Source organism: Bradyrhizobium sp. 4 (assembly GCF_023100905.1).
Classification (GTDB): domain Bacteria; phylum Pseudomonadota; class Alphaproteobacteria; order Rhizobiales; family Xanthobacteraceae; genus Bradyrhizobium.
On sequence record NZ_CP064686.1, the window covers coordinates 5,884,278 to 5,904,833 of the forward strand.

General features: G+C 65.3%; 15 protein-coding genes. 5 read left to right on the forward strand and 10 right to left on the reverse strand.

Going from position 1 to position 20,556, the window contains the following annotated elements:
- Positions 1 to 36 precede the first annotated feature (36 nt).
- Positions 37 to 492 carry a hypothetical protein gene (locus tag IVB45_RS28110; RefSeq protein WP_247288052.1) on the reverse strand — a complete coding sequence of 152 codons (456 nt, stop codon included), beginning with the start codon at positions 490 to 492 and terminating at the stop codon, positions 37 to 39.
- Positions 493 to 606: 114 nt separating this feature from the next.
- On the reverse strand, positions 607 to 1,272 hold the full coding sequence (locus tag IVB45_RS28115) for a MarR family winged helix-turn-helix transcriptional regulator (RefSeq protein ID WP_247358766.1): 666 nt from the start codon (positions 1,270 to 1,272) through the stop codon (positions 607 to 609).
- A 19-nt stretch (positions 1,273 to 1,291) separates the two neighbouring features.
- Between IVB45_RS28115 and IVB45_RS28120 the strand changes: the two genes are divergently transcribed.
- Both IVB45_RS28120 and IVB45_RS28125 read left to right on the forward strand, forming a co-directional pair.
- The gene (locus IVB45_RS28120; RefSeq protein ID WP_247359188.1) at positions 1,292 to 2,125 is read left to right on the forward strand and encodes an alpha/beta hydrolase; all 834 of its coding nucleotides are present in this window, start codon (positions 1,292 to 1,294) and stop codon (positions 2,123 to 2,125) included.
- A gap of 57 nt (positions 2,126 to 2,182) precedes the next feature.
- Positions 2,183 to 2,986, forward strand: a complete 804-nt coding sequence (locus IVB45_RS28125; RefSeq protein ID WP_247358764.1) for an isocitrate lyase/phosphoenolpyruvate mutase family protein — start codon at positions 2,183 to 2,185, stop codon at positions 2,984 to 2,986.
- Between the two features lie 29 nt (positions 2,987 to 3,015).
- Here IVB45_RS28125 and IVB45_RS28130 read toward each other — a convergent pair whose 3' ends face one another.
- The 3 genes from IVB45_RS28130 to IVB45_RS28140 all read right to left on the reverse strand — a co-directional run bounded on the left by IVB45_RS28130 (position 3,016) and on the right by IVB45_RS28140 (position 9,537).
- Entirely contained in the window at positions 3,016 to 5,601 is a 2,586-nt protein-coding gene (locus IVB45_RS28130; protein ID WP_247358762.1) for an EAL domain-containing protein, read from the reverse strand.
- Positions 5,602 to 5,753: 152 nt separating this feature from the next.
- Positions 5,754 to 7,046 carry an MFS transporter gene (locus IVB45_RS28135; RefSeq protein WP_247359186.1) on the reverse strand — a complete coding sequence of 431 codons (1,293 nt, stop codon included), beginning with the start codon at positions 7,044 to 7,046 and terminating at the stop codon, positions 5,754 to 5,756.
- A 100-nt stretch (positions 7,047 to 7,146) separates the two neighbouring features.
- A complete protein-coding gene (locus tag IVB45_RS28140; RefSeq protein WP_247358759.1) occupies positions 7,147 to 9,537 on the reverse strand; it encodes an EAL domain-containing protein in 2,391 nt (796 codons plus the stop codon).
- A 314-nt stretch (positions 9,538 to 9,851) separates the two neighbouring features.
- On the opposite strand from IVB45_RS28140, the gene IVB45_RS28145 reads away from it, so the two are divergent.
- Positions 9,852 to 11,018 (forward strand): ABC transporter substrate-binding protein, encoded by a 1,167-nt coding sequence (locus IVB45_RS28145; RefSeq protein ID WP_247358758.1) that lies wholly within the window; start codon positions 9,852 to 9,854, stop codon positions 11,016 to 11,018.
- A 7-nt stretch (positions 11,019 to 11,025) separates the two neighbouring features.
- Here IVB45_RS28145 and IVB45_RS28150 read toward each other — a convergent pair whose 3' ends face one another.
- Genes IVB45_RS28150 through IVB45_RS28160 form a run of 3 tightly spaced genes read right to left on the reverse strand, consistent with a single transcriptional unit; the run spans position 11,026 to position 14,920 of the window.
- The gene (locus IVB45_RS28150) at positions 11,026 to 12,003 is read right to left on the reverse strand and encodes a hydroxyacid dehydrogenase (protein ID WP_247358756.1); all 978 of its coding nucleotides are present in this window, start codon (positions 12,001 to 12,003) and stop codon (positions 11,026 to 11,028) included.
- A 12-nt stretch (positions 12,004 to 12,015) separates the two neighbouring features.
- Positions 12,016 to 13,881: a TRAP transporter large permease subunit gene (locus IVB45_RS28155; RefSeq protein WP_247358753.1), complete on the reverse strand. Its 1,866-nt coding sequence runs from the start codon at positions 13,879 to 13,881 to the stop codon at positions 12,016 to 12,018.
- 7 nt (positions 13,882 to 13,888) lie between these two features.
- Entirely contained in the window at positions 13,889 to 14,920 is a 1,032-nt protein-coding gene (locus IVB45_RS28160) for a TRAP transporter substrate-binding protein (RefSeq protein WP_247358751.1), read from the reverse strand.
- A 428-nt stretch (positions 14,921 to 15,348) separates the two neighbouring features.
- Here IVB45_RS28160 and IVB45_RS28165 point away from each other — a divergent pair, with 428 nt between their 5' ends.
- A complete protein-coding gene (locus IVB45_RS28165) occupies positions 15,349 to 16,836 on the forward strand; it encodes a caspase family protein (protein WP_247358749.1) in 1,488 nt (495 codons plus the stop codon).
- Positions 16,837 to 16,971: 135 nt separating this feature from the next.
- Positions 16,972 to 18,639, forward strand: a complete 1,668-nt coding sequence (locus IVB45_RS28170) for a SulP family inorganic anion transporter (RefSeq protein WP_247358748.1) — start codon at positions 16,972 to 16,974, stop codon at positions 18,637 to 18,639.
- Between the two features lie 6 nt (positions 18,640 to 18,645).
- Here the strand turns inward: IVB45_RS28170 and IVB45_RS28175 are convergent, their stop codons facing one another.
- Positions 18,646 to 19,008: a hypothetical protein gene (locus IVB45_RS28175; RefSeq protein ID WP_247358746.1), complete on the reverse strand. Its 363-nt coding sequence runs from the start codon at positions 19,006 to 19,008 to the stop codon at positions 18,646 to 18,648.
- Between the two features lie 50 nt (positions 19,009 to 19,058).
- A complete protein-coding gene (locus tag IVB45_RS28180; protein WP_247358743.1) occupies positions 19,059 to 20,483 on the reverse strand; it encodes an FAD-linked oxidase C-terminal domain-containing protein in 1,425 nt (474 codons plus the stop codon).
- Positions 20,484 to 20,556: the final 73 nt, after the last annotated feature.

Sequence of the window (20,556 nt, forward strand, 5' to 3'; positions counted from 1 at the left end):
TTTTCTTTGTGAGCAGGTTTTTTCTTTGTGAGCGGATCAACCGCCGCTCAGCGTACGGCTGACGCGGGTCACGAGCGCATCCCACTGCCGCTTCTCGGAAGCGGGGTAGTTGATCAACACGCAATGCACGTAGCGGCGGCCAAAGTTGCAGCGGTCGTACCAGATCTTGCCGCCCCGGGTGCTGGACACCACGAAGAAGCGCGGCGTGATGCGCTTGTAGGTGATGCCGGGCGGCGGATTCTTTCGCGCCAGGAAAGCGGCCGGTGAGCTGCCGTCGTTCGGAACGGCCTGCACCGTCAAATCCGCGCGGCCGTCGCTGGTCCGGTACTGCATGCCATACCCGTCGGGTCGACCGGCTTGCTCGGTGAAGATCGACGAAGGGATGTCGACGTTGGTCCCGGTCTCGGGAATGCGATAGCCACTCCAGCTCTCCGCACCGGCGGCAACCGGCAAGCTACAGAGCATGACAAGGATGGTGGCGATCTTCTTCATCGTGTGGCCCGGTTTGCGCTCGACGGCCGATAACGTGGAGAAGCGCCGGACGTTCCTTTCCGCGACGTGAACGCGCGTTGGGCCCAAGCCGGATGATTGTGTCGAGCCCGCCCGCTAGCGAGCGCGTTTGCCCTTGTCCGTGGGCAAGGGGCAATTCGTGCAAACGCTGTCGTCGCACATGCGGCAGATCGTGAAGCGATCCATCTCGGACGTATCCTGCCGAGACAACAACTCATGGAGCAGCGTTTCGAGTCGTTTCGTTTCAGCCGGCGACAGCACATCCAGAAGCGACGCGACCGCCGATATTCGCGAGGTCATCAAGTCGTTGCGGGTTGCGGCGCCCTTCGCGGTCAGGTGCAGAGCAACCTCGCGGCCGTCCTGTCCGGGCCGACGTTCGACCAGCCGATCCGACACCAGACGGTCCACCAGCCGGACCGTTCCCGAATGCGACAGGGCAAGAATCCGCCGCAGCTTGTCGTTGGTCATGCCCTGGCCATAGCCGATGACGACCAGTGCCGCAGGCGTCTCGCCTCCGCGGCCGATGACCTCGCGCGCGCCCTGCTCGATCCGATCCATGACGGCGAGCGAAAGCGCCCCCAGCAAATTTGCGATTCCGTTTTCCATGAGCCGGACAATATGTGCGGAGCGCACAAAAAACAACTTGACGAATATGTGCGCTACGCACATATTTTGATCGTGAGGCACGATGACATGGAGAATGACGATGAATACTGGGAGCGCGGCACGACAAGCGAATGCCCAAGCGAATACCAGAGGCATTGAACCCGCCTTGAAATACGTGCAGGCCAACGGCGTGCGCTTCGCCTATCTCGAGCAGGGCGACGGCCCCCTTGTCATGTTCCTGCACGGCTTTCCCGATAATGCCTGGTCGTATCGAAAGCAGCTGCAGGTCTTCGCGGATGCAGGGTATCGTGCGGTCGCGCCGTTCCTGCGCGGCTATGCACCGACCGAAATTCCGGCGGACGGAGTTTTCGATCCGATCGCACTGGGCAAGGATCTTGAAGCCCTCATCGCGGCGCTGAGCGACGACGGACAGGCACGCGTCGTCGGCATGGATTGGGGCGGCACCTCGACCTTTCAGGCGCTGGCCACGGCGCCATCGGCGTTCAAGGCCGCCGTGGTCATGAACACCGCACATCCAATTACAATTTCGAGCATCAGACGGGATCCGGAGCTCGTTCGAGCCGTCTTCCATGTCTATTTCTTCCAGCTTCCCGGCGCCGAATCCGCGGTCAGTACCGAGGGACTTCCCTTCGTCGACTATCTCTGGAAGCTGTGGTCGCCGACATTCAACAATGCCGAGCACATCCGTTCAATCAAGGAGACGCTCAGCTCGCCCGGCACGATGGCCGCAGCGCTTAAATATTACGGAGGCCTGACCGATGCGGGACTCGCGCGCCGGCTGCCGATCAATGACATGCACACTCCGACGCTGACGATCTATGGCAGCAACGATCCGACAGCGAGGTACTCGGTCAAGGAGGAGCCGCTGTTCAAGGGGCCGCACAAGCGGATTGTCCTGCCCGATGTCGGGCACTTCCCGCACCTCGAGCGTGAGGAAGAAGTCACCGGCCTGATCATGGACTGGTTCAAGACGCACGCGCCTGACTGAACGCAGAGGGCGGTCGCCCACAACATCCTTTGAGTTCTCTAATCCGGAGTACGCGCAATGGACGCCAAGACACAACAGCAATATGCCGAGACCTTTCATGCCCTTCACAGGAAGGGCGATCCGCTCATCCTGTTCAACGCCTGGGACGCCGCCACCGCCAAAGCCATCGCGAAGACCTCTCCGGCCATCGCGACCAGCAGCGGGGCGGTCGCCTCCGCACTTGGATACGCCGACGGAGAAAATGTCCCGCTCGACATGGTGACCGGCCTGGTGTCGCGGATGACTGCGGCCGTATCTGTTCCAGTCTCAATCGATCTGGAGGCCGGATATGGCGACACCCCGGAGGCTGCCGCCAGATCGGCGACCGAGATTTTGAAAGCCGGCGCCGTCGGCATCAATATCGAGGACGGGCTATCAGGGGGAAGGCGGCAACTGGTCAATCCCGAGCTCCATGCCGCCAAGATCAAGGCCGTGCGGCACGCTGCAAAAGATCTGGGAGTTCAGCTTTTCATCAATGCGAGAACGGATCCGTTCTTGCTGAAATTCGGATCGCCGGACGAGTGCATGAACGAAGCGGCGGGGCGAGCGAAGGTCTATGCCGAGGCCGGCGCCGACGGAATTTTCGTCCCCGGCCTCACCGACCTCGCGCTCATTGAAAGGTTCGTTCAGCTCACGCCTCTGCCGGTCAACATCATGGTGACACAAGGCGTTCCCGCACTTCCGGATCTGGCTCGCGTCGGCGTTCGGCGGGTGAGTCTTGGACCGTGGCCTATGATGGCAGCAATGCGGATGATCGGACAGGCCGCAGCCGCGGTCGTCGCGACCAAGCAATACGGCACGTTCCTGCAACCGGATGCCTGAGCCCGGACATCACCCGCCGAAAGTCGCTTCTACGCTGACCGCTTCACTGCGGTCGCGCCGGCCGGTGCAATGTCGAGACGAGCCAACATCGCCTGCGCCTGCTCGGCGCAGTGCTCGATCAGCCAGCGCTCGAAGGCAACAGGCGCGAGCGCGGGTGCGTAGAGGAAGCCTTGCACGACGTCGCAGCCGAGTTCGGCCAGCACCTTGCGCTGCGCCTCAGTCTCGACCCCTTCGCCGACGACGGTCATGCCGAGGCCCTGGCCGACGCGCACCACGGCGGTGGCGATCGCGAGCGCGCCAGCGTCACGCTCGATGTCGCGCATGAAGCTGCGGTCGATCTTCAGCTCGCGGATCGGCAGATGGGCGAGCCGGCTCAGGCTGGAATAGCCGGTGCCGAAATCGTCCACGGAAAGCCCGACGCCGAGCTCTCGGATCGCGTTCATCGTCTCGAGCGCGGCGACGCTGTCCTGCATGAACGCGCCCTCCGTGATCTCGAGCATCAGCGCATCCGCCGGCAGATCGTATTCGGCGAGGATGTCCTTGAGCCGCGCGGCCAGCGTGACGTTGCGAAAATTGATCGGCGACAGGTTCACGGACACGGATGGAATCTCGAGCCCGGCGCGGCGCCAGCTCGCCATTTGCCGGCAGGCCTCGCGCACCGACCACAGACCGATCTGCTCGATCAGGCCGCACTCTTCGGCGAGCGGGATGAATTTTGCCGGCGAGACGTCGCCGAGCTCGGCATCATGCCAGCGCGCCAGCGCTTCGACGCCATGGATGGAGCCGTCGCAGCTGCGAATCTGCGGCTGATAGCTGAGGGTCAGCTCGCCCTCGGCTATGGCGCGGCGCAGTGCCGCAATCAATGCCAGCCGCTGCTCGGTGAGCCCGTTCATCTCGGCGCTGAACAGGCGATGGGTCGAGCGGCCGGCCTGCTTGGCCATGTACATGGCCGCGTCCGCCTGCTGCATCAAGGTGTCGATGTCGGTGGCGTGATCGGGATAGAGGCTGACGCCGATGCTCGCCGACATCTGCAGCTGCCTGGAGCCGAGCCGCAGCGGCGCCGCCAGCGCTTCGGTGATTCCAGCCGCGACGCGCTCGGCACCCTCGGCGTTACGACGCGGCAGCAGGATCACGAACTCGTCGCCGCCTAATCGCCCCAGCATGTCCTCGGGTCCGATCTGCTCGCGCAGGCGCTGCGCCAGCTGGATCAGGAGCTCATCGCCGGCGGCGTGACCGAGCGTGTCGTTGACGTCCTTGAAATGATCGACGTCGAGGAAGGCCAGCGCGACGTGGCTGCCGGTCGGGCAGGCATCGATGGCGGTGGTGATCAGGCGCCGCAATTGCGCGCGGTTCGGCAGGCCGGTGAGGATGTCGTGATAGGCGAGCCGTGCGATCTCGGCGCGCGCTTCCTTGCGCTCGATCGCGAAGGCGCCGAGATTGACGCAGGCCTCGACGATGCGCCGATGCCAATTGCTCGGCGCGCGCGGCTCCCGGTAGTAGAAGGCGAAGGTGGCGATGACCCGTCCGTCCTTGGCCTTGACCGGCGTCGACCAGCATGCGCGCAGGCCAATCGCGAGCGGCATCGCCTTGTACGGCTGCCAGCGCGGGTCGGTCTCCAGATCGGTCGCCAGCACTGGCTCGCCGTAGAAGGCCGCGGTTCCACACGAGCCGACATTGGGGCCGATGGCCACGCCGTCCAGCGCGCGGGAATAGTCCTCGGGCAGGCTTGGGCCGCCGAGCGGATGGATCAGGCCCGCGGCATCGATGTGCAGCAGCGAACAGACGACGTCGGGCGCCATCTGCTCGACACGGCGGCACAGCCGGTCGGCGATCTCGCCGATCGGAACCTCGTCGGCGAGCGCGCCCATGATGAGCTGCTGCAGCGAGCGCAGCTGCTTGGTCTCGGTGATGTCCTCGAGCAGCGCGAAGAAGTGCTTGACCTGGCCCTTCTTGTCGCGGAAGGCATCGATGCGGGCGCAGACCCAGATCTCCTCGCCGTCCTTGTCATAGGCGAGCATCTCGACCTCGCCGCGGTGGCCGCCATCCATCAGGCGCTTGACGAGCTTCGCAACGGCCTTGCGATCGGTGTGGCGGCCCGCGAGCAGGCCCCTGGCGCGGCGGCCCTCGGCTTCCTCGCTGGTGTAGCCGAACAGCGTCGTGAAGGCGGCATTGACGTAGACAATGTTCTGGTCGGTATCGGTGATGAGCACCGCACGGTTGGTCTGGTCGGAGACGGCGTGGAGAAGCCCGATCCTGATGCGGCGCTCGGCGTCCGCTGTGACGTCGCGCGCGAACACGATGCGATAGGCAATGCCGCCACTTGCAATGGATGAAAGCGAGATGGCCGCGCGGATCCGGCTGCCGTCACGGCGCACCAGGCTGATCTCGTCCCGGAACTCCGCAAACGGTTCGGCCTGAAGGCATTTGAGGGTGAGAATTTCGGCGTCGCGGCCGAGCACATCAGCGCGTGCGAGATTCCAGATCCGCTCTGCACCGGCATTGAAATGCGTGATGCGACGCGCGCTGTCGACGACGACGATGCCCTCGTCGGCGCGTTCGAGCGCGGCCAACAGCACTTCCGGAGTTTCTGTCATGGCACAATCGGAGGCGGACATCGCTAGACCCGGAGGCATCGGGAAGATACAGCAACCGAGGCTAGTGCCGCGATGGTGTCCAAGACGTTTTTGCAGCCCGGTCGCGCCGCGCCAAGACGCGACATGCTTAATGTTCCGCAAAAGAAGCGAGGGTAATCCGCTGCGTACGGAACCTATTCGGCGCCGGCGCCCACCTGAAGCTTCCCGGCGACGGCACGCACCTTGCGCGGCGCAGCTTGCCAGATCGAAAGCGCCGACAGCCCGCTTACGATGATGGCAACGCCAAAAGCGAGCGTGTAGTCGCCGACCCGATCGTAAAGCAAGCCGGTGACCCAGGGACCGGCGGCGCCGCCGGCCAATGCCGCCAGCATGATCGTGCCGAAAATGCTGCCCTGGTGCTTGCCCTGAAAAATCTCGAACACGACTGCGCCCATGATCGAGGTCAGGCCGTAGCCGAGCGCGCCTTGCGTGAACACCATGAGATAGACCAGCCACAATGACGGCTGGAATTTCAGGGCCATCAGCGCCGCGAAAGAGATCGCAAAACCCGCGCAGCTGATCGCCCACACCCATTCCCGCCCGATCCGGTCGGAGACATGGCCGAGCAGGATCTGGCCGGGAATGCCGAGCAGGCTGACGATGCCGAGCGCCCACACCGCGACACCCGGGCTGAAGCCGATGTCGAGCAGGAATTTGGTCTGGTGCACCTGCACCGCGTACCAGATGTAGAGGCCGCAGAAATAGCCGAGCGCGATCCACCAGAACCGCGTCGTGGCGACCGCTTTCCGGAGTGTCCATTCGGTCCCGGCCCAGACGGGATCGACGATGTTGGAGACGGGTTTTGCGGCACCCGCGACCGGCGCGGCATCGCCGTCAGGCCGCAGGCCAATATCCTCGGGGCGCCTGTGCAGGGACAGATTGATCGGCGCCAGCACGATCAGGATCATCAGGCCCATCGCCGTGCAGGCGGTGCGCCAGCCGGTCCCTTCGATCATGTGCTGCACCCACGGCAGCAGCGTCACCGAGCCGATGCCGACCCCGGCGAAGGCGATGCCGATGGCGAGGCCGCGGGTGCGGATGAACCAGTTCGGCAGGAACAGCGACTGCCCGGAATAACCGAGACACACCGAGCCGGCGCCAACCATGACGCCGATGGTGACGTAGAGATGCCATGGCTGACTCGTGAGCGGCGCGAGCAGCAGCCCGCCACCCATCAGAACCACGCCGAGCTCCATCACCGCGCGCGGGCCGGCGCGATCCATCAGCCGGCCGATCAGCGGGCTGACCATGCCCGACACCACGAAGCCGAAGGAAAATGCGCCCGCGGTGACGCCGCGCTCCCAGCCGAATTCAGAGATGATGGGAGGAAAGAACAGCGAGAAGGCGGTGCGAGCGTTGACGCCGATGGCCATGGTGACGAAGGTCACCGCGACCACGACCCAGCCGTAGAAGAACGGAAGCCGCATTGTGTGTTTCATCCCTGGACGGTCCTTCCGACCATCCGGGGCTGCCCGGGTCAAGCGCTTTTCGCGCATGCCCCATTGAGCGATCCTTGGGCGGCCGCCCTCAGGCGGCGTCGCGTTGGGGCGGTTTGGCGGCCGCGTCGAACAGAATCCGTTCGATTGGGTGCGGGCGGCCGAACAGATAGCCTTGCGCGAAATTGACGCCGAGCGCCTTCAGCCGTTCGTATTCCTCGCGGGTCTCGACGCCTTCGGCGGTGACCGACATGTCCAGCCCGCGCGCCAGCGTCACGATCGAGGAGATGATGGCGGAGCTGCGCGGCTGATGCGTGAGGTTGCGGATGAACGACTTGTCGATCTTGATCTTGTCGAACGGGAACGCGGTCAGATAGCTGAGCGACGAATAGCCGGTGCCGAAATCGTCGAGTGCGAGCGCGATGCCGATGCTCTTCAGCCGTTCCATGAAGGCGTGGTTCTCGACGCCGCGTTCCAGCAGAACGGATTCCGTGATCTCGATCTCCAGCCGCTGCGGCGGCAGCCCGGAATCTGCGAGCGCCGCGCTGATCATCTCGAACAGCTCGGCCTCCTTGAACTGGATCGGCGACAGGTTGACGGCGACCGCGAGCTCGGACGGCCAGCCGACAGCGTCCGCGCAGGCCCGTCGCAGCACGAACTCGCCGAGCGGCACGATCAGCCCGGTCTCCTCCGCAAGCGGGATGAACTGGTCCGGCGGAATCAAGCCGCGCGTCGGATGCCGCCAGCGCACCAACGCCTCGAAGCCGCGCCGCGCGCCACTGAGGGCGTCGACGAAGGGCTGGTAGTGCACCTCGAGCTGGCACCGCGCGATGGCGTCGCGCAAATCGCCTTCCAGCGTGCTGCGCGCCTCGAGCTCGGCCGACATCGCCTTGTCGTAGATGGTGAAGCAGTTGCGGCCCGATGATTTCGAGCGGTACAGCGCAAGGTCGGCCTTCTTCAGCAGCTGCTCCTGATCGGTGCCGTGATCGGGCGCGATCGCAATGCCGATGCTGGTGCCGATCTCGACGCGATGTCCGGGAAGAAGGAACGGCTCGGCGACGAGCTTGGCGATCCGCCCCGCCAGTTCGGTCGAGCAGACGCGCTGATCCTCGCACGCTTCCTGAATGATGGCGAATTCGTCACCGCCGAGCCGGGCCAGCACGTCGCTGGCGCGCAGCGCGGATTTCAGCCGCTGTGCGACCTGACGCAGCAGCGCATCGCCCGCACCGTGACCGAGCGAGTCGTTGACGTTCTTGAAGCGGTCGAGGTCGAGCATCAGGATAGAGAAGGTCGGACCGGCGTCCATCAAACGGCCATTGAGCTCGTCGAGCCGGGCGAGGAAGAAGGCGCGGTTCGGCAATCCGGTCAGGGTGTCGGTCTGGGCGAGTTCGAGCACCCGCCGGTTCGCCAGCGACAGCCGCTGCGAATTGCGGCTCGCGAGCATGAGATAGGTCGAAAGCGACAGCGTCAGCAGCATGCCGACGATCAGCACCGCGCCCGCGCGATCGTAAGTCGTCTCCAGCGGACCGCCGGCAGCCGGAACCGCCCGCACCTGCCAATCCATGCCGCCGATCTTGAGATTGCCCGACCAGTGCAGGGTCTGCGCGACGTCCCGCATCGACTGCGGCGCCGTCGCGGCCGACGAATAATCCGGCAGCATGGCCTCCAGGCCGACGATCTGCGCCGTAAACGGCGGATAGACGTTCACGCTGACCGCGGGGCTTGCCCCGGTGGTCGCGCGAATGGACTGGATCAGCAGCGGCAGGTCGAAGACGCCGACGACGAAGCCGGCGAGATTGCGGCGCCGGTCCACGACGGTGTCGCGCGATGTTCCCTTGGCGTAGACGGGAATGGCGACGAGTACGTCGGGCAAGCGGCCGCCCGCCTTCGGCTCGTAGAGGCGGGTGCGAATGGCCGAGACGCGGTCGGTGTCGCGTGCGCGCTCGAGGATCGCGCGGCGCTCCGGAATGGTCGCGTAGTCCATGCCGTAGACCGGAGACGTCTTGGGCTGGGTCGAGTAGAGCACCGGAAAATATTCGTCGCTCTGCGGCGCGGTCGCGAACGCATCGCCCTGGAGCGACTTGATGCGATAGCCGGACACTCCGTCAGTGATCGCCGCGGCCTCGTATTCGGCGCGCTCCTTGCGGTTCACGCGCGGCACCCAGGAGATGCGCAGCATGCCGGGATGGCGCTCGAACAGGCGGGCGCTGAAGGTCTCGAATTCGCTGCGGGTGATCTCCTGGTTGGTCGATTCGAACAGCGTGCGCAACGCGACGAGCCTAGAGATGTACTCGCCCATGCCGTTCTGCATGACGATCACTTCGGTCTCGGCCGCGTTTTCGAACTCGATCTTGTTGACGCGGCCTTCCCATCGCGCCACAGCGGCCGCACCCGCGACCGAGAACAGAAGACCAACGCCGACTGCGACGAGTGCAGGGCGATAGAGCCCGAGCAGCGGCGCGGCACGCCACCATCCGGTCATACGTCCCCGATCCTGATCGTTCTGATCCCGACCGCCCATTCCAGAAACCGCCGTCCCCTCTCCCGGCCAACCGAACCTCTGGTTGAGCCGCCGGAGCCACTATCGGAACAGGACCCCGGTTAAGAACTGCACAATTTCGGAACGCGGCTTTTCTGCATCAGCCGGCTTAGTTAATGAAGTGCAGGATGGTGCGGGCTTTGTCGAAATAAGTTGCCGGTTTTCCCCGGAGTAGTACGGAGCCGCCGATACATCGGCGATTCATCCTGCGGCGATAGCTTTACCCGAAACCACTCCCCGCACCCGTAGACTTTTTGATGTATCGATCTCCATCTGCGACATTCATCGTGATCACCGTCGCGCTCCTGGCAGCAACCATGCTGCCGGCAAAAGCCGACGAGATCGGCGTCAGCGGGGATGCGATCCTGTTCGGCCAGGCTGCAGCCCTCGAGGGTCCCTCCTCCACACTCGGACAGCGGATGCGGCAGGGCATCGTCGCAGCTTTCACCGAGATCAACGCCAAAGGCGGCGTCCATGGCCGCAAGCTCCAGCTCATCAGCCGCGACGACGGCTACGATCCCGACCGCTCGGTGGCGCAGACGCTGCGGCTGATCGAGGACGACAAGGTGTTCGCGCTGATCGGCGCGGTGGGCACGCCGACCGCGATGGCGACGATACCGATCACCAGCGCCAGGAACGTGCCCTTCATCGGTCCGTTCAGCGGCGCCGAATTCTTGCGCGACCTCGAGCTTGCGAACGTGGTCAACATCCGTGCGAGCTATGCCGCCGAGGCCGAGGCGTGGGTCAAGCACCTCACGGAGGATCGCCATTTCACCCGCATCGCCATTTTCTACCAGGACGATTCCTTCGGGCGCGACGGTCTTTCCGGCGTGAAGCGCGCGCTTGCCAAACGCGGTCTCGAGCTCGCCGCCGAAGGCACCTTCGAGCGCAACACCCGCGCCGTCGCGTCGGCCTGGCGCACGATCAAGCGCGTCGAACCCGAGGCGATCGTCATGGTCGGGACCTACGGTCCCTGCGCGGAGTTCATCAAGCTCGCGCACCGCAGCGGCGCTCGTCCGACCTTCGTCAACATCTCCTTCGTCGGCGCCGTGGCGCTCGCCCGGGAGCTCGGCCCCGAGGGCGAAGGCGTCGTCGTCACCCAGGTCGTGCCGTTTCCCTGGGACCGCTCGCTCAAGCTGGTCGCCGACTACCAGGCGGCGCAGACGGCGTTCGACCCGGCGCTGACACCGGACTTCGTGTCGCTCGAAGGCTACCTCACCGGCCGCCTCGCCGCCGCGGCGCTGGAACAAGCCGGGCCGCAACCGACGCGCGCGAACCTGCTGCGCGCCATCAACGATGTCGGCCGCTTCGACATCAGCGGCAGCACCGTCACCGTCGGCATGCGCATGCTCGACGCGCCGCCGAAGGTGTTTTTGACGGTGATCCAGAAGGACGGGACGTTCAAAGCAGTGGACCGGCTGTAGAGCCGGATCAGGGCCGACGCGTCCAGCGGTCGGCGTTGACGGCGCCTTGCGGGATCTCGCCTTTGACGATCGCCTCGACCTGACGCACGGTTTCCAGCGACTGGTATTCGATCGCCTGCGGCGTCAGGCCGCCGACATGCGGTGTCGCGATGACGTTGGGAAGCTTCGCAAGCTCCGGGCTTGGCATCTGGTCGGGCGCGCGGCCGACATCCATCGCGGCACCCGCGATACGATTCTCGAGCAGCGCCTTCGCCAGCGCCGCCTCGTCGACGAGATTGCCGCGCGAGAGATTGATGAAAACGGCATGTTTCTGCATCCGCGCCAGTGCCGCCCCCCCGATCAAGTTCTCGGTCTGCTCATTGGCGATGGCAAGGCAGACGACATAGTCGGACGCGGCGAGGAGCTCATCGAGGCTGACCTGCCGGATGGCGCTGTCGCTCACGGTCGCAAAGGGATCTGCGACCAGCACCTCCATGCGCATCACCTTGGCAATGTCGGCGAGATAGCGCCCGATGCTGCCATAGCCGATGATGCCGATCTTGCTGCCGGCGAGCTGCCGTCCCATCCGCGCTTCCGGCTTGCGGCCTGCCTGGTAGTCGGCCGTCGCCGGGGATACGCCGCGGGAGAGATCGACCATGAAGCCGAGCGCGAGCTCGGCAACGGCTTGCACGAAGCCAGGCCCGGCGCGGGTCACGAGCACGCCGGCGTTCGAGGCGGCCTCGACATCGACGTTGCGGATGTCGACGGCGCAGCGGACGAAGGCGCGCAGGCGCGGCAGTTGCGCAAAGATCTCGCCGCGTCCCTCGGTCATGCGATCGGCCACGATGATGTCGACATCTTGCGCAGCGCGCACGAGGCTGGTTGAGACCAGCGTCTCATCGCTCTCGTGCAGGACCACCTCGGCGGTCGCGCGCAAACCGTCCAGGCTGCGATCGCCATAGTAATTGCGGCGCATCTCCGGCGTGTGGGCCAGCAGGACTTTCACGGCAAGACTCCTTCAGTAGCCGAACGCGCGCGGCAATGCCGTGCTGAGCCATGGCACGAACGCGATCACAAGCAGGCAAAGGAATAACAGGCCAAGATAGCCCATGATCGGCTTCACCGTCTGCTCGATCGGCACGTTGCCGATCAGGCAGGCGCCGTAGAGCCCGAGCCCGAGCGGCGGCGCGAACAGGCCGATGCCCATCGCGATCACGAGCACGACCCCGAAATGCAGGGGATCGATGCCGAGCTGCACGGCCACCGGCAGCAGCAACGGCCCGAAGATGATCAGCGCGGCCGCGCCCTCCAGCACCGAGCCCATCACGATCAGCACGCCGATTGCGAGCAGGATGAACAGCCAGGTACCGCTGGTCTTGGACAATCCCAGCATGAAATCGCCGACCGCATGCGGCACCTGCTGGAGGGTCAGCGTGAACGCCAGCGATTGTGCTGCGGCAACGATGAACAGCACGAGCCCCGCGCGCGTCGCCCCTTGGACGAAGCTGTGCGCGGCCGATGTGAAGCTGAGCTCGCGGAACACCACGCTGCCGACAACGAGTGCATAAGCCACGGCAAAGGCCGAGATCTCCGTGGCGGTGGCAAAGCCGCTCTTGAAGCCGAAGAAGATCATGAAGATCAGACCGAACGAGGCGATCGCGCCGCTCCACAGGCCGGACACCGGCATCTGCGGCGCGATGTCCTCGGCATCAGCTGGCGTCTCAGTTGGAGTCTTGCCGAAGATGATGGAGACGGCGATCAAGGCCAGCGCCATCAACGCCGCCGGCAGCAGCCCTGCGACGAACAGGCCGCCGATCGACAAATTCGCGACGAAGCCCAGGATGATCAGGTTGATGCAGGGCGGAATGGTCTCCGCCATCACCGCGGAGGCCGCGAGCAGCGCCACGGCGCCGCCCGGATTCTGCTTGGAGCGGCGCGCGGCCGGAATCAGCACGGAGCCGACCGCCGCGACGTCGGCCATCTTCGAGCCCGAGATGCCGGAGAACAGCACCATCGAGGCCACCATCACAACGTTGAGGCCGCCGCGCATGCGGCCGACCCCGCGCTGCAACAGCTCGATCAGCCGCACCGACATGCCGTTGGCTTCCATGAGGTAGCCGACGAGGATGAAGAAGGGAATCGCGAGCAGCACGAAATTGTCGATGCCACGCGCCATCTGCTGGGCGAAGATCACGCCGGGCAGCGCGCCCTCGACCCAGATGAAGATCAGCGCGGCCAGCGCCAGCGCGAAGCCGATCGGCAAGCCGCCGACCAGCGTCGCGAAGAAACCGATCAGCATCAGCGTTCCCGCCGACGGCACCGTGGCGGGCGACAGATAATCCCATACGAGATAGAGGCCGGTCACGACGGCAATCGCGACGAGGCCTCTGGCGATATCAGGGAGCGGCCTGGCGCAGAGCTGGTCGATCGCGAACACCGTCATGAACAGCGCGCCGGCGCCCATCGGGTAGAAGGTCAGCTCCAGCGGCAAGCCGGATCCGGTGGTCTGGCCCGCCGTCAGCGAACCGAGCTTGATGGCGTTGTAGGCGACGTAGCCCGAGATCAGCACCACCAGCAGCGCACTCGCGGCATCGACCAGCGCGCGCAGCCGTACCGGAGCCAGGTCGCGGAAGAAGGAGACGCCGACATTCTCGCCGCGCGCGAGCGCACTCGCCGCGCCGAAGAAGGCCGAGCCGACCATCAGGCCGCGCGCGACGTCGTCGGACCACTCCACCGGCGCGTTGAAGCAGAAGCGCAGCAGCACGGAACCGCAGACGACGACGAGATCCGCGGCCAGCAGAATGGCCGCGATCGCGTCGCTGAGGCGAAGCAGCAGGGCGATGCTCCCGTGGCGGCCGCCCGAGAGAGGTACGGCAGCTGTCATGGCCACGTCAGGCCTGCGTGGCGCGGATGATGTCGATGACGGCCTTGGAATCCGGCCGCGCCTTGATGAAGTTCTCGATTTGCGGCGCGACGCGCTTCTTGAACGCCTCGCGGTCGCATTCGGCCACCGTCACGCCCTTCTCGGTCAAAGCCGACAGCGCCTCCTTCTCGACCGCGAGCCCGTGGGTCCGCGTGTCGGCTGCAGCCTTCTTCGCGGCGTCGAGGAAACCCTCGCGCAGCTTCGGATCCATGCGATTGTAGGTCGCGTCGCTGAAATAGATCGCGAGCGGCGAGAAATTGTGCTGCGTCAGTGAATAGAATTTCGCCGTTTCGAAGAACTTGCTCGCCAAGATGGTCGGCGGATCGTGCTCGAGCCCGTCGAGCACGCCGGCCTGCAACGCCGTGTAGATTTCGCCAAAGGCCAGCGGCGTCGCGGCGGCGCCCATTAGGCGCAGGCATTCCGTGATGACGGGATTCGGCAGGGTGCGGATCTTGAGACCGGCGAGATCTTCTGGCGTCTTCACCGGCTTCCGCGCCAGCACGCTGCGCGAGCCGAAATTATACGCCCAGGCGATGATGCGGATGTTGCTGCCCTTGAGCAGCGCCTCCTCGATCGGCTTGGCGGCGCCCGAATCGAACGCTTTGGTCTGCTGCGGGAAGCTCGAGAACAGGAAGCCGAGATCGAAGGTCCCGACCAGCGGCACCAGATTGGCCGAGATCGACGAGCCCGAGACCATGAGATCGATGACGCCGAGCTTCACCGAGTTGATGACGTCGATTTCCTGACCCAATTGGTTGTCGGGAAAGAACGCGACCTCGACCTGTTCACCGAGGCCGTTCGCCTTCAGGTTTTTCATGAGATTGTCGTAATAGACGCGGCCGTTGGCGAATTTGGGATCGTTCGGCAGCGAGGAGGAGCATTTCAGCTTCAAGGTCGCGGCTTCGGCGCGGCCGATGAGTGCGGGGGAGAACACGAGGCCGGCGGCAAGTCCCGTCGACGACTTGATGAACGCGCGACGGTTCACGGGCACGATGGACATAATGCGGTTTCTCCCCAATTATTATTTTTCGAGCGACGGTCGTTGCCGCAGCCCGTTGCGCGGACTGTATGGCGAAAGCGACGGCGCAGGCAAGGCTTGCGGCCGGTGGTCGCAAAGCGGCGCGTCGCGAAGATCGACGGCATCCGCGCGCGGCGAAACAACCGGATTTCTTGCAGGATTCTGGATTAGAGCGGCACGGGGACCGATGTGCGAGAGGATGCTTTCGCGCGGCATCGGCAATCAATCTAATTGGCGCATGGATCAATGCGCAATTCACATGGATGGTGCCAGAACGATGCCGCACTGGCTCTGGCAGACCTCCTGCCCCATTTTGCCGCAGCTCAACGTGATCCACTGCACAGACAGACGCATGGCGGCCACCTAGAAAAGGTGACATCATCGCGCGCATTGCCGATGGAGGTGACACCATGCGCCGTCCAGTTCTTCGCAATTTGATTCTTGCATCCGCTCTTCTCGCGCTCACGCAATTGACGACGCCCACGGATGCGGCGGCCGAAGCGCGGCTCGCACTCGTGATCGGTCAATCGGCCTATCGCACCGTGCCGGAACTGCCCAACGCAGCCAACGACGCCAAGGGCATGACGGAGCTGCTCGGCAATGCCGGCTTCACCGTCACCACGGCATCCAATCTGGCGCAGAACGACATGCGTCAGGCGATCTCGGATTTCGCCGGCAAGGTCAGCGCCAGCGGCGCCGACACCGTCGCGCTGGTGTTCTATGCCGGCCACGGCCTCCAGATCGACGGCGAGAACTATCTCGTTCCCGTCGATCTCGACCCGAAGCGCGAAGCCGACATTCCGCTGCAGGGTGTGCGGCTCAACGATTTGCTCAACACGCTCGGCGCGCTGCCGACACGAGCCCGCATCTTCATGCTCGATGCCTGCCGCAACAACCCGTTCCCGGCGCTCAGCGGCGCCGGCCACGGGCTTGCGATCGTCGACACCAAGGCCGGCGCGCCGGGCTCCTTCATTTCCTATTCGACCTCGCCGGGCTCCGAAGCCGAGGATGGCTCCGGCATCGACAGCCCCTACACCACCGCGGCGCTGACCGTCGCCAAGCAGCCCAATCTGCCGATCGAGGAAGTGTTCAAGCGCATTCGCGTCGCCGTGGCGCAATCGACCGACGGACGCCAGATCCCCTGGGAAAGCTCGTCGCTGACGACCGACTTCAAGTTCTTCGGCGGCGACGGCAGCGGCAGTCAGGCTGCGCTTCCTGGCGCATCCTCCATGGCACTTGCGAGCGGCACGCGCAGCCTCGAGGACTGGCGCAAGGACTTGCAGGGCAAGCCGGCCATGGTCGCCTATGAGATGGTGATCACCGACGACACCGTGCCGGCGTATCAGGCGTATATCGAGTTGTACGCCCAGGATACCCGTACCCCGCGCCTGCGCACGATCGTGGAGCGCCGGCGCCAGATGCTGGCGTGGGAGCGCGCCACCGCGATCAACACCCGCGCCTCGTTCGAGGCTTATCTGACGAACTGGGACAACAGCGATCTGGCTGCGACCGCACGCCGGCTGCTGCTCCGCGTGCAGAACCGCAACTACGTCTTGCCTGCTGTGGTCGCGGCCGCTCCTGCCCCGGTCGCCGTCGCAATGGCGCCGACCTGCCCGTGCTCGACGCCCACACCGCCGGCTTCGCCGGTCAACCCGGCGGTCGCGCCCGTGATCAAGAAGCGCGTCGACGACACCCCGCCAAAGCGCAAGGTGGTCGACACGCCGCCCAGGCAACGCCGGCCGCCGCCTGATGAGGTGATCTACGAGCGCGCGCCGCCACCGGATCGCGGCCCGCCGCCCGGCGCCATCATGCAGGGCATTGGCATCGGTGTCGGGATCGGCATGGGTATGGGCGGCGGACGCGGCGGCGACTATCACAACGACCGCGGCCGGTACTGAGACCCCACTCGCGAGATACGGAGGACAGATCTGTCCTCCGTCGACGGATGGAGATAAACTGCGTCTGCTGCTTCCCGATACGGAAATGCTGTAGTCTAACCGACTGACGCCAGGCTTTCCGGGGACTCCACATCGATGCCGCACGACGCTCGCGCCAAGCCAGCTTGGCCGCTGTTTCGCTCACTCGCGTCCTATTCCCTCCCGGGCGATTTGATGGCGGGGCTGACGCTTGCGGCGATCGCGATTCCCGAGCAGATGGCCACGGCGCGGCTCGGCGGCTTCGCGCCGCAGATCGGCTTCTTCGCCTTCATGGCGGGATCGCTCGGCTTTGCGATGCTCGGCCGCAACCGCTTCCTGTCCTGCGGCGCCGATTCCACGATCACGCCGATCTTCGCCGGCGGACTGGCGGCGCTGGCTGCTGCCGGCTCGCCTGAGTATCAGGGCCTCGCAATCGCGCTGGCGTTGATGGTCGGTGCGATGATGCTGGCGGGCGGCGCCTTCCGCCTTGGCGGCATCGCCAATCTCTTGTCCGTGCCCGTCATGGTCGGCTTCCTCGCCGGCATCTCCGTCCACATCATCGTGTCGCAATTGCCGGGCGTGCTGGGCCTGGACTCGCCGGGCGGACCGACGCTCGATCGCATCGGTGTGCTCGCAAGCGAGCTCGGCCGCAGCAATCCCTTCACGTTGTGCATCGGCTTCGGCGTGCTTGCCGTGGTCTTCGTCGCTGAGAAGATCAGCGCAAAAATTCCGGGCGCACTGATCGGGCTCGTCGCCGCGACCCTGGCCACGATCGCGCTCGGCCTCGAGAACAAGGGCGTCAATGTCGTAGGCCTCGTGCCGGGCACGCTGCCGCGGCCGACCTTCCCCGAGCTTGCACCGGAGCAATGGGTCCGCCTCGTGCCGCTCGCGTTTGTCATCACGGTCGTGGTGATGGTGCAGACCGCGGCGACGACGCGCTCGTTCCCGTCCGATCCCGACAAGCCGGCCGATGTCGATCGCGATTTTCTCGGCGTGGGTGCCGGCAGCGCGCTGTCGGGCCTGTTCGGCGCGTTTCCGGTCAATGCCAGCCCGCCGCGGACGGGCATTGTCGCCGAGACCGGCGGACAATCGCAGCTCGCGGGTCTCGCCGCGGCGACAATCGTACTGGCGCTGCTCGCGTTTGGAACGGGATTGCTGCAGCACGTTCCGGACGCAGCCCTCGGCGGCATCCTGCTGTTCGTCGCGCTGCGCATCATCCGCGTGAAGCAGATCGTCACGATCTATCGCCAATCCCCGAGCGAATTCCTGCTGATCGCCGCCACCGCCGCGCTGATCATCGTGCTGCCGATCCAGCAGGGTGCGTTCCTCGGCATCGTGCTGTCGCTGCTGCACGGCATCTGGAGCACGACGCGCGCGCGGCTCGTCGAGTTCGAGCGCGTGCCGGGCACCACGATCTGGTGGCCGGCGCATCCGCACATCGCCGGCGAGCGCATCGCCGGAGTCGCCGTGATCGGGCTGCAGGCGCCGCTGTCGTTCCTCAACGCGCCCGGCTTTCGCAGCGACGTGACCAAGGTGCTCGGCGCGACGCCTCCGCAGCTGCTGGTGCTGGAGGCGAGCGGCATGGTCGAGATCGACTTCACCGCCGCGCAGATCCTGCTCGATGTGTTCAGGGCGTGCAGCGAACAGGGTGTCACGGTCGCGCTGGCCCGGCTGGAATCGGTGCGCGCGCAGGACGCATTCGAGCGGTTCAAACTGTTCGAGGCCCTGCCCCGGGAAAACGTCTTCCACAGTGTCGACGAGGCCGTGCGCAGGCTGGCGAAATAACTGCGCTCACTGCGCCAATGTCGGATGATCCCGCTGGATCGTTTCGCGGATCCAGCTGGCATGGATCGCGCGAAACAGGATTTGCGCCGTCTTGAGGTCGTTCGCTGTCATGCAGAGATCGACGATGCGACGGACTGCGTCGTCGCGCATCAGCCCGTCCGCGATCTTCATCGCGATTTCCATCGCGACTTTCGCCGCGCGCTCGTAGCGCTCGCTGTCGCGCTTGTCGCTGCGGGCGGCCCCTGCCGCGCTCGCCGCGGCGGCGTCACAGATCGCACGGATGCGCTCGGCGGCCTCGATATCGCCGAGCGGCCGTTCGACCGCTTCGTCCCAGATATCCCGTTGCGTCTTGCGCGCGAACCACTGCATTGTCTGCTCCGCGGTGACGGAGCGAGCATAAACGGCGGTGAGCCTGCGCGCTACGCCTCCGGTACGATCTTGCCGGGATTGAAGATGTTCTGCGGATCGAGCGCCTTTTTCAGTGCCCGCATCGCATCGATCGCCTCGGGGCCGAGCTCCGCCTTGAGATATTTCTGCTTGCCCTGGCCTATGCCGTGCTCGCCGGTGCAGGTGCCGTCCATCGCCTGCGCGCGCTCGACCAGCCGATGCATGAACTCCTCGCCGCGGGCCATCTCGTCGGCATCGTTGGTGTCGCAGACCAGCGAGCAGTGGAAATTGCCGTCGCCGACATGGCCCACGATCGGCGACAACAGGTTGAGTCGCTTGAGATCTTCCTCGGTTTCGCCGACACATTCGGCAAGGCGCGAGATCGGCACGCAGACGTCGGTCGCGACCACGCCGATGCTGTCACCGGGCCGCAGCGCCTTCACCGACCAGTAGGCGTCGTGCCGCGCCTGCCACAGTTTTGTGCGATCCTCCGGTTTGGTGGTCCAGGAGAAATCGCCGCCGCCGCAGTCCTTTGCGATCTCGCCGAAGGCCTTGGACTGTTCGGCGACCTCGATCTCGCTGCCGTGGAATTCCATCAGTAGCAGCGGCGTTTCCGGCAGCGTCAGCTTCGAATAGGCGTTGCAGGCCCGTACCTGCGCGGCGTTGAGCAACTCGATGCGCGCTACGGGAATGCCGGTCTGGATCGCCAGGATCACGGCCTGACACGCCCCGTGCACGGTCTCGAACGACACCGCGCCGGCCGCGATCGTATCGGGGATGCCACGCAGGCGGATGGTCAGTTCCGAGATGATGCCGAGCGTGCCCTCGGCGCCGACGAACAGATGCGTCAGGTCATAGCCGGCGGATGATTTCTTCGCGCGCGTGCCGGTCGTGATGATCTCGCCGTCGCCGCGGACCACTTTCAGCGCCAGCACACTGTCGCGCATGGTGCCGTAGCGCACCGCGTTGGTGCCGGAGGCGCGGGTCGAGGCCATGCCGCCGAGGGAGGCGTCCGCGCCGGGGTCGATCGGGAAGAACAAGCCCTGGTCGCGCAGATGCTCGTTCAGCGCCTTGCGGGTGACGCCGGGCTGGATCACGCAGTCGAGGTCCTCGGCATGCACCGCGAGCACCTTGTTCATGTCGCGTAGGTCGATGCAGATTCCGCCGGCGGGTGCGTTGACCTGGCCCTCGAGCGAGGTGCCGGTGCCGAAGGCGATGACGGGCACGCCGTTTTTCGCGCAGATCCGCACCACGTCCTGGATGTCGGCGGTCTCCTGCGCCATCACCACGCCGTCCGGCGGCTGGTTCACGATCCATGTGGTGGTATGGCCGTGCTGCTCGCGGACGGCCTGCGAGGTGATGAGGCGGTTGCCGAACCGCGCGGCAAGCTGCTCCAGCGCGCTCGCAAGGGCTTTCGGCGCCGGCCGCGGCGGATTATTGGTGATGGTCGTACCCACGGACGTTCCTCCCGACGAGACGAACCGTGGCAAAGGACATCTCACCGGTCAAGTCAAGCGACCGGATGCATAG